This is a genomic window from Ruegeria sp. CDSA034, from assembly GCF_059612275.1.
The window spans coordinates 671,208-683,777 of record NZ_JBXWQH010000001.1; the positions used below are offsets into that span (position 1 = coordinate 671,208).

14 protein-coding genes are annotated in these 12,570 nt (G+C 57.9%); 4 read left to right on the forward strand and 10 right to left on the reverse strand.

What is annotated here, in order from left to right:
* Positions 1–57: 57 nt before the first annotated feature.
* From nusB to AC2FLJ_RS03260, 4 genes are all read right to left on the reverse strand, one after another.
* Complete coding sequence (gene nusB / locus AC2FLJ_RS03245; RefSeq protein ID WP_058274810.1) at positions 58–540, reverse strand: transcription antitermination factor NusB; 483 nt, start codon at positions 538–540, stop codon at positions 58–60.
* A complete protein-coding gene (locus AC2FLJ_RS03250) occupies positions 537–1,088 on the reverse strand; it encodes a 6,7-dimethyl-8-ribityllumazine synthase (protein ID WP_496694976.1) in 552 nt (183 codons plus the stop codon). Before AC2FLJ_RS03250 ends, nusB begins: the two co-directional genes overlap by 4 nt.
* 2 nt (positions 1,089–1,090) lie before the next feature.
* A complete protein-coding gene (ribB, locus tag AC2FLJ_RS03255; RefSeq protein WP_282118783.1) occupies positions 1,091–2,212 on the reverse strand; it encodes a 3,4-dihydroxy-2-butanone-4-phosphate synthase in 1,122 nt (373 codons plus the stop codon).
* 112 nt (positions 2,213–2,324) lie between these two features.
* Positions 2,325–2,912, reverse strand: coding sequence for a riboflavin synthase (locus AC2FLJ_RS03260; protein WP_496694972.1), 588 nt, complete (start codon positions 2,910–2,912; stop codon positions 2,325–2,327).
* 141 nt (positions 2,913–3,053) lie between these two features.
* On the opposite strand from AC2FLJ_RS03260, the gene AC2FLJ_RS03265 reads away from it, so the two are divergent.
* From AC2FLJ_RS03265 to AC2FLJ_RS03275, 3 genes are all read left to right on the forward strand, one after another.
* Complete coding sequence (locus tag AC2FLJ_RS03265) at positions 3,054–4,352, forward strand: capsule polysaccharide biogenesis protein (protein ID WP_496694970.1); 1,299 nt, start codon at positions 3,054–3,056, stop codon at positions 4,350–4,352.
* A gap of 80 nt (positions 4,353–4,432) precedes the next feature.
* Positions 4,433–5,584: a polysaccharide biosynthesis/export family protein gene (locus tag AC2FLJ_RS03270; RefSeq protein ID WP_282118786.1), complete on the forward strand. Its 1,152-nt coding sequence runs from the start codon at positions 4,433–4,435 to the stop codon at positions 5,582–5,584.
* Positions 5,584–7,581: a capsule polysaccharide biogenesis protein gene (locus AC2FLJ_RS03275; RefSeq protein ID WP_496704428.1), complete on the forward strand. Its 1,998-nt coding sequence runs from the start codon at positions 5,584–5,586 to the stop codon at positions 7,579–7,581. Before AC2FLJ_RS03270 ends, AC2FLJ_RS03275 begins: the two co-directional genes overlap by 1 nt.
* Here AC2FLJ_RS03275 and ribD read toward each other — a convergent pair.
* The 6 genes from ribD to AC2FLJ_RS03305 form a co-directional block, all read right to left on the reverse strand.
* Positions 7,578–8,678, reverse strand: a complete 1,101-nt coding sequence (gene ribD / locus AC2FLJ_RS03280) for a bifunctional diaminohydroxyphosphoribosylaminopyrimidine deaminase/5-amino-6-(5-phosphoribosylamino)uracil reductase RibD (protein ID WP_496704429.1) — start codon at positions 8,676–8,678, stop codon at positions 7,578–7,580. The genes AC2FLJ_RS03275 and ribD overlap by 4 nt on opposite strands.
* Positions 8,675–9,145 carry a transcriptional regulator NrdR gene (nrdR, locus tag AC2FLJ_RS03285; RefSeq protein ID WP_058274803.1) on the reverse strand — a complete coding sequence of 157 codons (471 nt, stop codon included), beginning with the start codon at positions 9,143–9,145 and terminating at the stop codon, positions 8,675–8,677. Before nrdR ends, ribD begins: the two co-directional genes overlap by 4 nt.
* Before the next feature lie 121 nt (positions 9,146–9,266).
* Entirely contained in the window at positions 9,267–9,680 is a 414-nt protein-coding gene (locus tag AC2FLJ_RS03290) for a secondary thiamine-phosphate synthase enzyme YjbQ (RefSeq protein WP_109311975.1), read from the reverse strand.
* An 18-nt stretch (positions 9,681–9,698) separates the two neighbouring features.
* Entirely contained in the window at positions 9,699–10,100 is a 402-nt protein-coding gene (locus tag AC2FLJ_RS03295) for a hypothetical protein (protein WP_282118790.1), read from the reverse strand.
* A gap of 78 nt (positions 10,101–10,178) precedes the next feature.
* Entirely contained in the window at positions 10,179–10,727 is a 549-nt protein-coding gene (locus tag AC2FLJ_RS03300) for a DUF4166 domain-containing protein (RefSeq protein ID WP_496704430.1), read from the reverse strand.
* The gene (locus AC2FLJ_RS03305; protein ID WP_496694961.1) at positions 10,728–11,276 is read right to left on the reverse strand and encodes a thiol-disulfide oxidoreductase DCC family protein; all 549 of its coding nucleotides are present in this window, start codon (positions 11,274–11,276) and stop codon (positions 10,728–10,730) included.
* A gap of 150 nt (positions 11,277–11,426) precedes the next feature.
* Here AC2FLJ_RS03305 and AC2FLJ_RS03310 point away from each other — a divergent pair, with 150 nt between their 5' ends.
* Positions 11,427–12,464, forward strand: a complete 1,038-nt coding sequence (locus AC2FLJ_RS03310) for a helix-turn-helix domain-containing protein (protein WP_496694959.1) — start codon at positions 11,427–11,429, stop codon at positions 12,462–12,464.
* Positions 12,465–12,570 lie beyond the last annotated feature (106 nt).

Here is a 12,570-nt window from a genome sequence, read left to right on the forward strand (position 1 = left end):
ATTTCAGGCGCAGCGCTTTGTGTGGCTGCGCCTTATTCATCTGGACTAAGGCTTAACTCAAAACGCCTCGGGCTGCGCCTCGCGGGCCATGTGATCCAAAACTGCGTTGACAAATTTCGGTTCTTTACCTTCCGGGAAGAACGCGCGCGCCACATCAACGAACTCGGTGATGACGACCTTTGGTGGCGTATCGCCTTGGGTCAGTTCGGCCCCGGCTGCACGGAAGGTGGCGCGCAGGGTCGGGTCAATGCGCGCGATGGGCCATTTGGCGACCAAAGCGCGGTCGGTCATCTGGTCAATCGGAGCCTGATAATTCACCGCGTCTTCAACCAACTTGCGGAACACGCGGATGTCGCCGTCCAGCATTTCCTCGCCCTCATAGACAGCGCCAAACCGATGATCCAAAAACTCGTTCACGACTGCTTCCGTCGTTTGGCCCGATTGCTCCATCTGGAACAGCGCCTGCACGGCATAAAGCCGGGCGGCGGATTTCATCAGGCGTTTCTGGTTGGCCGGTTTCGGCGCGTCTGTCTGGGTCATGCTGTCGTGGGTCCGTTGTTGTCGCCCGCCACAAGGATGGACTCGGACGGCGGCTTGAACCCGACGCCCTTTTTGGAAGAGCCCCACTTACGGCTGAGTGCAATCAGATGCAAGGCCGCAGCTGCAGCGCCGCCACCTTTATTCATCTTTTTAGGATTTGCGCGGGCTTCTGCCTGATCGTCATTTTCGACGGTCAGGATGCCATTTCCAATAAGAAGACCCTGCAGACCCATCAACTGGATCGCCCGGCTGGAATCGTTGCACACCGTTTCATAATGCGTGGTCTCACCCCGGATGACACAGCCCAGCGCCACGTAGCCATCATAGTTGCACTGGCGATCCGCCATGGCGATGGCGGTCGGGATTTCCAGCGCGCCTGGAACTTCAACAACTTCGCATGTGCCGCCAGCGGCTTCGATCTCGGCCTTGGCACCAGAAACCAGATTGTCGGCAATGGCCCGATAGAAGGGCGCCACCACAATCAAAAGTTTCACAGGCTTGTCGAATGTCGGCGTTGGCAGCACGCCGTGTTTGTCTTGTTCAGCCACGATCAATCATCCTTGAGAATGGAACGGGTTCCGACGATGGAGATTCCAAACGCGTCGAGACCCAGATATTTCGTTTCCGGTGTATCGGTCAGCAACACCAGTTCCTGGATACCCAGCTTGGACAGGATCTGCGCCCCTAGACCGGTTTGCTTGATGGTGCGCGGGCCTTCATCATCGGTTGCGTATAGCGCGTTGCGCGGTTCACGAAACAGGCAAACCACGCCACGTCCTTCGGCGGCGATCTTTTCCATAGCACGCGGCAGTTCCTGCGGCGATTTTGGACCCAGGCCCAGAACATCAGGCGCTTCATGCAGTGCATGGGTTCGGGTCAAAACCGGCTCGGGCGTGGTGATGTCACCCTTGATCATGACGACATGTTCGATGCCATGTGTCTGATCCGTGAACAGACGCATTTCCCATTCGCCGCCGTATTCTGACGTCACAGTCCTGCGCGAGGTTTCGACGACCAGATTGTCGTTGCGCGAGCGATACGTGATCAGGTCACTGATCGTGCCGATCTTCATGTCATGTTCTTTGGCGAACGCGACCAGATCAGGCAGGCGCGCCATGGTGCCGTCGGGCTTCATGATCTCGCAAATCACCCCTGAGGGGTTCAACCCGGCAAGCCGAGAGATATCGACCGCCGCCTCTGTATGACCGGCGCGCACCAGCACCCCGCCCCGCTTGGCGCGCAGCGGAAAGATATGACCCGGTGTCGCGATGTGCGCCATCGTATTTTGCTCGTTGATCGCCGTTTCAACGGTCAGCGCGCGATCTGCTGCCGAGATGCCGGTCGACACGCCTTCGCGCGCCTCGATAGAAACGGTAAACGCGGTTTCGTGACGGGATGAGTTGTTCACGGCCATCATCGGCAGGCCAAGGGCATCGACGCGCTCTGCCGTCATCGGCAGGCAGATCAACCCGCGCCCATGGGTGGCCATAAAGTTGATCGCCTCGGCATCCGCAAACTCGGCCGCGATGACCAGATCACCCTCGTTCTCGCGATCTTCATGATCGACCAGGATATACATCCGGCCCTTGCGCGCCTCTTCGATGATATCTTCGATCGGGCTGATCGCGTCGCGCAGCTGGGCCTCGACGGGACCGGGGGTTTCAAAGCTCATGGGGCAGCCTTTCACAAGAGCGTGTCTGGACGGCTGGATAGACCACCAAGCGCTCAAATACCAGAGCGCTTGCGGCCACGGATCGTCAAAACGCGGCGTCGAAACCGGCGGGTCAGGACATCTCGGCCAAACGGGCGACGTAGCGCGCCAACGTGTCAATCTCGAGGTTCACCTGATCACCGACCGAGACATCGCCCCAGGTTGTCACCTCTTTGGTGTGGGGGATGAAATTGATCCCGAAATCGCAACCGTCCACGTCATTGACCGTCAGCGAGGTTCCGTTCAGCGCAACTGATCCCTTGGGCGCTATAAAGCGGGCCAATTCCCTGGGCGCGCGCAACGTTACACGGGTGCTGTCGCCTTCGTCCTGCAGGGCAACAACCTCGGCCACGCCGTCGATATGGCCGGAAACAATGTGCCCACCCAGTTCGTCCCCAACCTTGAGCGCGCGTTCAAGGTTCACGCGTTTGCCAACTTGCCATGTGTTCAGATTGGTTTTCGACACCGTCTCGGCGCTGATCTGCACATCGTACCAATCATCCTCAAGGGCAATCACAGTCAGACAGACGCCGTCACTGGCGATGGATGCGCCAATATCAATACCCGCAGTGTCATAGCCGGTTTTGATCCGAGCACGCAGATCCCCTTGCTGGTCCAAATCGGTAACAATTCCGATATCGGTGACGATCCCTGTGAACATTGCTTTCACCCTTAGCTTATAACCTGTGCGTATGTGTAACCGCCGAGGTAAGCCCAAGAAACGCTGCGGGCAAGCCCTGCCTTGCCCGGATTGATGTATACAGGCATAATTTTGGTACCAAACGATAAAGAGCAGACCAGGATGCATCCACTCGCCTCGCGCTCGCATCGCCGTGTCTTCCTGTTTTTGCAGGGACCGCATGGCCCTTTCTTTAGCGCACTGGCACGCGCTTTGCGCGCCGCCGAGGCTGATGTTCTGCGCGTGGGGTTTAACGCGGGCGATGAAGCGTTCTGGTTTGATCGCAGCACCTACATCCCGTTTTTAGACAACTCCGAGCAATGGCCCGAAACCCTTAGGGAACTGATCCGGTCACGGTCGGTCACAGATATCGTTCTATACGGCGACACCCGCCCGGTTCATGCCAAAGCTGCGGATGTTGCGCGCGAAGTGGGCGTGACTGTCCATGTCTTCGAAGAGGGGTATCTGCGCCCGTGGTGGGTCACTTACGAACGGAACGGATCAAATGGACACTCACGGTTGATGTCTTTGGACGTCGCCCAGATGCAAGATGCGCTTGACCAGTCCGAGGCACCAGTTCCACCGCCACCGTCCCATTGGGGCGATATGCGGCAACACATATTCTACGGTGCGCTTTACCACTGGTTTGTCCTGTTCCTGAACCGGAGGTACTCCAACTTCAAGACGCACCGGGAATTGCCGGTATCAACAGAGTTTCGCCTGTACTTCAAACGGCTTGCGCTGATGCCTTTCCACAGAATTAGGCGTCGCTGGGCAACCATGCGCGTTCGTCAAAACGGCGCACCCTATCACCTAGCCTTGTTGCAACTGGGTCATGACAGCTCGGTGCAGGCCCATTCAGATTATACCTGCATGTCGGATTTTCTGGAGCATGTAATATCGGGTTTTGCCAAAGGCGCTCCGGCCCATCACCTTCTGGTTCTGAAGGAACATCCGCTGGAAAACCATCGCGAGCCACTGCGCCGCAGGGCGCGCGAAATAGCCCGCGCGCACCAAGTGGCGGATCGCGTACACTACGTTCCCGGCGGCAAACTGGCTGGATTGCTGGATGACGCGAACACAGCAGTGACGATCAACTCTACGGCTGGTCAACAAGTTCTGTGGCGCGGAATCCCGTTGCGCAGTTTTGGAAAATCCGTCTACGACAAACCTGAGTTTGTTTCACAGCAACCCATTGCCCAGTTCTTTACCGATCCGGACGTACCGGACCACGGAGCCTATCGGGCTTACCGGCAATTTCTATTGAAAACCAGTCAGTTACCCGGCGGCTTTTATTCACTGCGTGGGCGACGGCAACTGCTGCGCCGCGCCGCCGACATGCTGTTGCAGTCGCATGATCCCTACCAGTCCGTTTTGTCCGACAACGAGGCGTCGACGCCACAGTTGAAACTCGTCGAATAAGCTGGGTTGGTTGGTGCTGGATGTTGAACCCCGAACAAGCTAAGTTGACGCAAACAAAAGACGACTGAGGATAATCGGCAGTGCAGTGCTTTCCAATTCGCTGGGTGCGAGGGGCCGCCCTTGTGGCTGTATGTGGCGTGCTGGCCGCGTGCCAGCTCCCTAAATCTGGCCCCAACAAGTCCGAGATTTTGGCGGGTTCAGTTGAAAATGGTGGCAATGCCTTTGTCGTCGAGGTGGATGACAGGGTCGCACGAGCGACATCCAAAATCCCCCAATTCGGTTTCTCGTCTTCCTTCACCAGCGCGCAAAGCCTGACGGCGGATACCGTTCGCCCTGGAGACGTGTTGGGATTGACGATCTGGGAAAACGTCGATGACGGCCTGCTGTCAGGTGAAGTCGGATCCTCGACCACGCTGAGTGAAGTTCAGGTGGACGCCGACGGATTCATCTTCGTGCCATATGCCGGACGTGTGCGTGCGTCTGGAAACACACCCGAGCAGTTGCGTCAGGTGATCACTGCAAAACTACAGGATCAAACGCCAGACCCTCAGGTCGAGGTCCGCCGGTCCGCCGGGGATGGCGCAACTGTCGCGGTGTCTGGAAGCGTCGCGGCGCCGGGAATCTATCCAATCGAACTCCCGACCCGCACGTTGACCGGCATGCTGTCAGAGGCCGGAGGTGTATCAACTGGTGTAGGTGCATCAGGTGGTACTGACATTTCGCTCGTGACATTGATCCGCGGAAACCAAAAAGGGACCATCTGGTACGATGACCTGTTCAGCAATTCCAAGCTGGATGTGGCCCTTCGCGGCGGTGACCGCATTCTGGTCGAAGCGGACAGCCGGTCGTACATTGCCCTTGGTGCAACTGGCGGCCAGTCGCGCGTGGCGTTTGACACGCAGGACCTTTCGGCGCTTGAGGCTTTGGCGCAAGTCGGTGGCCTGCTGTCGCTGTCTTCCGATCCAACGGGGATATTTATCTTGCGTGACGAACGTCAGGATATCGCACGCTCGGTGATGGGCCGTCCGGACCTGCAGGGCGATCAGCGTATGATTTACCTGCTGAACCTGACAGCACCAAACGGTCTGTTCATTGCACGGGATTTCGTCATTCGCGATGATGACACTATTTACGTGACCGAAGCACCATATGCGCAGTGGACCAAGTCTATTTCCTTGATCTCCGGTGGCCTTACACCCCTGGCCAATGTCGCCACGCTGACAGGCAACTGATGTCGCCTGAAACAACAGCCGGGTCTGAACGTACCCGGTTGTTTGTCTACAATGGCGGCTTCCTGACATCCCGCCGAATTCGCCGAATGTTGTCCCTGTCCGGTTACGACATCCGGATTGGCCTGCCCAAAGACGGTGATGCCGTCGGAGTTTGGGGCAACAGCCCGACGGCCCACCGCGGCCTTGCTGTTGCGGCTCGGCATAATGCCCCAGTGCTGCGCGTCGAAGACGCCTTTCTTCGGTCTTTGCATCATGGCCGCAGCGGAGAGCCGCCTCTTGGCCTGTTGCTTGATCGATCCGGCTTACATTTCGATGCGGCTCAGGCGTCCGATCTGGAAACGCTGTTGGCCACCGATCCCTTGGACGACACCGCCCTGCTGAACCGCGCACGGGGCGGGATTGAACGGATGCGCGACCTGCATCTTAGCAAATACTCGGCCTTTGATCTGACCGCTCCGCCCCCTGACCCCGGCTATGTACTGGTGGTGGATCAGGTCCGCGACGATGCGGCTGTGACGGCCAGCGCCGGGGATGAGGCCCGGTTTCGCGAAATGCTGGTCATGGCGCAGGAAGAGAATCCTGGCGCCAAAGTTCTGATCAAGACACATCCCGAAACCATCGCCGGGCATCGTTCAGGCTATTTCACCACCGCTGACCAAACCGATCGCGTCTCGGTCATCAGCACACCGGTTAGTCCGTGGGCTTTGTTGGAAGGTGCGGTTGGCGTTTACACCCTGTCCTCACAGATGGGGTTCGAGGCGATTTTGGCCGGACATAAGCCGCGTGTTTTTGGCCAGCCCTTCTATGCAGGTTGGGGACTGACGCAGGATGAAGCACACCTGCCACGCCGCCAACGCAACCTGACGCGCGCGCAATTGTTCGCTGCAGCGATGATCCTCCATCCAACCTGGTACGATCCATACCGGGACCAGCTGTGCGAGTTGGAAACTGTTCTGGACACGCTTGAGGCGAGAACCCGCGCCTGGCGTCAGGATCACAAGGGATGGACCGCCTCGGGTATGCGCCTGTGGAAACGCAAAAATCTGCAACGGATGTTCGGGCGTGAGAAAACGGTCCGCTTCACCGACGATCAACCAGCGCAGTCAGATCGCCCTCACATGGTCTGGGCAAGTAAAGCCAAGGGCACGGAAAGTGCCGTCCGGGTCGAGGATGGCTTTCTACGCTCGCGCGGGCTGGGCGCAAAACTTGTACCGCCCCTGTCATTGGCAACGGACAATCAGGGGATCTATTACGACCCGACGCATCCCAGCCAACTGGAAGGGTTTATTGCCGCACGGGAAACTCTGCGGCCAGATCAGGAATTGCGTGCCGAAAGGCTGATCGCTCAAATCGTGTCCGCCCAAATCACCAAGTACAACACAGGGGTCGGCGCACCGGATTTGCCTGAGGGGCATCGCATACTCGTCCCCGGTCAGGTCGAAGACGATGCTTCAATCCAGTTGGGCACCAGTACTGTTCGCACAAATACCGATCTTTTGCACGCCGTGCGCGAGGCAAACCCAAACGCCATTCTGATCTACAAACCGCACCCCGATGTCGAAGCGGGCTTGCGCGATGGGGCAGTAGAGGCCGCAGACCTCGCCGATGTCATCGCCACCCATTGCGACCCGGCAGCTCTGCTGTCGCAGGTCCAGGAGGTCTGGACCATGACCTCATTGCTAGGGTTCGAGGCTTTGATGCGTGGTGTCAGTGTGACCACCCTGGGCGCGCCTTTTTATGCGGGTTGGGGGCTTACGAACGATTTGGGAACCGTCCCTGTCCGCAGGGGCGCACGACCAACGGTCTTAGGTTTGGTTCACGCGGCGCTGATCGATTATCCCCGGTATATGGACCCTGTGACAGGTGAGCCCTGCCCCGTAGAAGTTGCGGTTGAATGGCTTTCGCAAGGTGCTGCACCCGCAGGCGGTCCACTGCTTCGAGTTCTGTCAAAACTACAAGGCGCATTCGCGACCAATGCACATATCTGGCGTCGTTAACGCAGCGCCCGCGCCCAACGGTGCATGATGTCCGGCCCGATGACCTGTGTCTCGATCAACTCAAAACGCGGGGCATTGTCCAACTTGTCCAGCCCCAGCGTGCCGATGGCTGACAACCCTTCGGCACCGATCGCAAGCCCGGCGGTGAACCCGACCATTTCATCGACCATATCCGCGGCAAGTAGCGAAGCGGCCAAAGCCGCCCCGCCTTCGCAGAACACGCGGGTCAGACCTGCTTTACCCAACTGCTGCAACAAGTCCGCTGCATCGATCTGGTGATCGTCCAGCGCGCAAGGTAGCAGTTGCGCCCCAAGCCCGTCCCACGCGCGGGCACGCTCGGCATCCGGGGATGGGCCGTGACATAGCCATACGGGTATCTCAGCAGCCGTGCGCGCCAGCTGCCCCAACAAGGGAATGTCCAAATGGCGCGAGACCACAATTCGCACAGGCTGAGCCTCGACCCCTATATCCCGAACGGTCAAGGATGGGTCATCGGCGCGCGCGGTACCTGCCCCGACCATCACCGCATCATGACGTGCTCGCATGGCATGCACGGCACGCCGCGCCTTTGGGCCGGTGATCCATTGACTGTGCCCCGTGGCGGTGGCGATGCGCCCATCAAAACTGCTGGCCAGTTTCAGGGTTACGAAAGGACGCCCCTGTTCGGTTTTCAGGAAGAACCCCGCAAGATCCTGGGCTGCTTGATCGGCCAGAACACCGGTGACAACTTCGATCCCCGCCTCGCGCAGCATGGCAAAGCCCTGCCCTGCAACACGCGGATCGCTGTCTTCGATGGCCGCGACAACACGGGCCACACCGGCAGCGATCAGAGCCTCGGCGCAAGGGGGTGTTTTGCCGTGATGGGCGCAGGGTTCAAGCGTGACATAGGCAGTGGCACCCCGTGCCGCGTCTCTGGCTTGTGCTAGCGCTTGCGGTTCGGCGTGCGGGCGGCCACCCGGCTGGGTCCAGCCGCGTCCCACAATGCGCCCGTCACGCACGATCACGCATCCGACGGCTGGGTTTGGCCAGCACGTCCCTTGACCGCGCCGCCCCAAAGACAGGGCAAGCGCCATGTATCGCTTATCTGTTTCGCTCACTCGTCCGTCGAAGGCTGCGGCGGGCGCAGTTCGTGGACAAACTCCTCGAAGTCATCGGCCGCCTGGAAATTCTTGTATACGCTCGCAAAGCGAACATAGGCGACGGTGTCGATCCGCGCCAGAGCTTCCATGACGATCTCGCCAATTTTGCTGGACGGGATGTCGGTCTCGCCCATGCTTTCCAGGCGACGCACGATACCAGAAATCATCTGGTCAATACGTTCCGGATCAATCGGGCGTTTCTGCATCGAAATGCGGATCGAACGCTCCAACTTGTCCCGATCAAAATCTTCGCGTTTGCCGTTGGTTTTGATGACCACCAGATCACGCAACTGGACACGTTCGTAGGTCGTAAACCGCCCCCCACACGCGGGACAGAACCGACGCCGACGAATGGCCGCATGGTCCTCTGCCGGGCGTGAATCTTTGACTTGAGTATCGATATTTCCGCAAAACGGGCAGCGCATCCACCGTCTCCTCGTCCCTGGTTCCGCCTCTTTTTGTAAGCACTATGACTTACTTATCCACAACTATAGGGTAGCCGCTAGGATTTGGGTAGTCGGAAATTTCCACCGCAACATAAAGGGGTCAGGCGAAATGCGCCGCGACCTTTCGCACATGCGCTGCGGTGCGGTGTTCAAACAGGTAAATACCCTGCCATGTTCCCAGCACCGGTTGCCCCGCAGACACGGGAACAGAAAGCGATACAGGTAAAAGTGCCGCCTTGATATGGGCGGGCATGTCGTCGGGGCCTTCGTACGTATGGCGCAGATAGGCCATAACCGGGTTATCAGACGGCGGCACCAAACGTTCAAAAAAGGCGTGCAGATCTGTTTGCACCTCAGGATCAGCGTTTTCCTGAATGGTCAGCGAACACGACGTATGCCGCACAAACAATGTCAGCAAACCATCGCCTGAGACCGAGTTAAGCCAGTTGCGCACGTCCCGGGTGAATTCGTACAACCCTGGTCCGTTCGTCGAAATAATAAACTCGGTCTGCATATGGCGATCAGTCCTAGATCAGTCGCGGAACGGGCGGATGTTGCAACGTCCGTTTGCCCCCTGAACCGACATGCTTTCGCCAGCCTTGAAACCGACTGAGATTGAACTGCTTTGCTGGGCAACGTTTGTAGGTTGCTGCAGCGAGAATTGAACGGCCGTGCGGCGACCCGTTGCTTCGCTGGGACCATAGCCGCGCACCACATAAATACGTTGCTGCCAACCTGCACCCAAAGTCCGGCGCGCAAAGTCTGCAGCCGCGCACCAATACCCGTCCACGTCCTGACGGGCCCGCGGGATCACTTCGAACATATTGCTGTTGACGGCAACCGTCTGAAATCCGTTTCGCGCAGCCGAGGCCGACGATAGGGGCACAGACAGCAAGATCGCGGCAGAAACCGCCAATGTCATAACCTGTTTCATAATCATACTCTCATTCATTTCGAGGTAATTTCTCAAATAGTATACATTCTTACCGGGCAAAGCTGGTTCACAATCAATTCAGTCAACGCGGGTCCTCGCGTGATCGAACGTTAGCCAGCCCTGATACCGGATTAAAGCCCCAACAAGCGGCATCCGGGCCGACACGTCAAACCGGAACCGTCCTTCATCATCCTGCCATTCCTCGGTCTTTGATTGCGGCAGAAGCACCTTCGGGAAAGGAACTCGCAACAGGCTGAGGCGCATGATCTGGATCTCTAACCTCTCGGGTACAAATACCGGCTTTAACCATACGGAGACCTGCCCAAACTGCTCGCAGACGCATCCCTGGTCCTGGTCCAAAGTCAGCCGCGATCGGGTGATGTGACCATCGAAATCGCGCGTCCATATCCAAGCGTTCCCCTCTTGCTCGACCCTGAGACGCACCGGGATGTCGTCACCCCCGGACGGCATGCCGGCAAAACGCAACGCGAGTTTGGCCAGCCACCCCTTGCCCGGCGTGACCGAGCATCGCCCGGAATAAATTCCGCCCGTGCTGTGCAAGGCCTGCAGCGCCCTGGGCAGGTTCGTGCCCACGGGCAAGGCTTGCATAAAGGGATCAGGGTGCACTCAGAACCCCTCAGGCAGAAAGCGAGCTTGCAGCGTTTTGTCTGGGATCATGCAGGTCGGCGAACGTCCGAAGATTGCATACCGGTTTCTGGCGACTACGTAATACAGCGGGTCTTTGATGATGCGAGGAAGAAACCTGCAGATCGAAAGAACCCACCAAAACCCCGGCAACTTGCGCATCGCAGCTGCGAAAGCATCCAACCGCTGATGAACCACGCCATCGGTAACGACGAGATTGGTTTCAAAGTCCCGCGTCGGTAGTCCGAGGTGAGAATACAGCCTTTGCCCCAATGGCGACTGCGCGGTGGCAAATTTGAACCGCTGCGCCTTGTCTCGCGCGACCATGAAACGAAAGAAGCCCGAACAGAGAACGCATTCGCCGTCAAAGACAATGAAATCCTGACCATCCGCCGCATCTGTTGCCAGTTTGGTCATGCCAGTTACGCTCATTAACCCGTTTTGACGCACATTCGCATCACTGCGCGTTCCGGGCAATGCGACACTGGGCCATCTTTGCGAATTGATATGTGTCGGGGAGCCGCGGGTCATCTGCGCGACAAGTTTCCTGGGCTCTGACCTCATCCCCACAAGGCTTAACCCGACAGCACGCGGAAAATACGTAAGACACCCAATGTAGTCTTGCGAAATTCTGCCATTGTTATTTGAATAGATGACAGCGGCCGGAACAAAGGCCGCGAAATGAAATACGCTGCTAACTCGGGTTTGAACATGGACGTCGATATTGCCCGCATTCAAGTGTTGTCCAAAACACTAGATCTAAGGGCAGAAGATCCTTCGATTGGTGATCGCGTGCTGGCCAAATCCGGTCTGAGCCGCAGCGACATTGCGCCACCTGCAACAGCCTATAGCGCGCACAAAGAGGCGTTGTTTGTCCGCTACGCCTGCGACGCGCTGAATGACATCACCTTTTCGGCCAGTGCTGGGCTTGGCTTCAGGTCGTCCTCCAGCCTGACGGCGTATATCAGTAAATACTCGCGTGATCTGAAGCAGGTGATCGAAAACTCGTCGCGGTTTCACGGGATGATAGACCCGGCTTTGTACTTCAGCCTGCGCGTTTCTGGAAATTTTGCTTCAATCGAAGCCGACTGGAAGGATGCCAGTTTTGCCCGATATCACCGTCGTACCGAATTTTTGATTTTCGCGGCCCTCGCCCGCATTCGCTCGTTAACGCAGACAAGTTTCTTTCCTATAGAAATCCGCTTTCAGCACGAGGTCGGCGAAGCCAGAAAAGAGTTTCAGAAACTAGCGGGCTTTCCTGTGTCCTTTGGTGCAGAACGGTTGGAAATAATACTGACGCTGTCCTCATTGGATCTGCCGGTGCCAACATATGACCCCTCTCTGCGCGAGCATCTTCTGTCATATGGCGACAGGGTTCAGGCCGAAAGTGACCAGCCCGCGCAAAAACTCAGGGCGCAAGTCGAGGGGCTGATCACCCGGTCTATGCCCGGCGCGATTATTCAGGCGGACGACGCAGCCTCGAACCTTGGGATGAGCCCGCGCACGTTTGCCAGACGGTTGAATGATGAAGGCACAAGCTATCGTGAGATTGTCGAAGACTTGAGGTGCGATCTGGCGCAGACTTTTATCACCAACGGGATGCCCTTATCGGAAATCGCCTATTCGCTGGGCTACGCGGATCAACCTGCGTTTTCTACGGCTTTCAAACGCTGGACCGGTCAGGCACCCAGCACGTTCCGCACTCGGTTGGAACCGTAATACGGAAAGGGTGGCCGGGGGTCGTCAGCGGCACAGCCTCGCCCCGGCCTGTCCCATGAGTGGACAAGGCAGAAATAGGGGCCACATCGCCGCATGACTTGTGAGT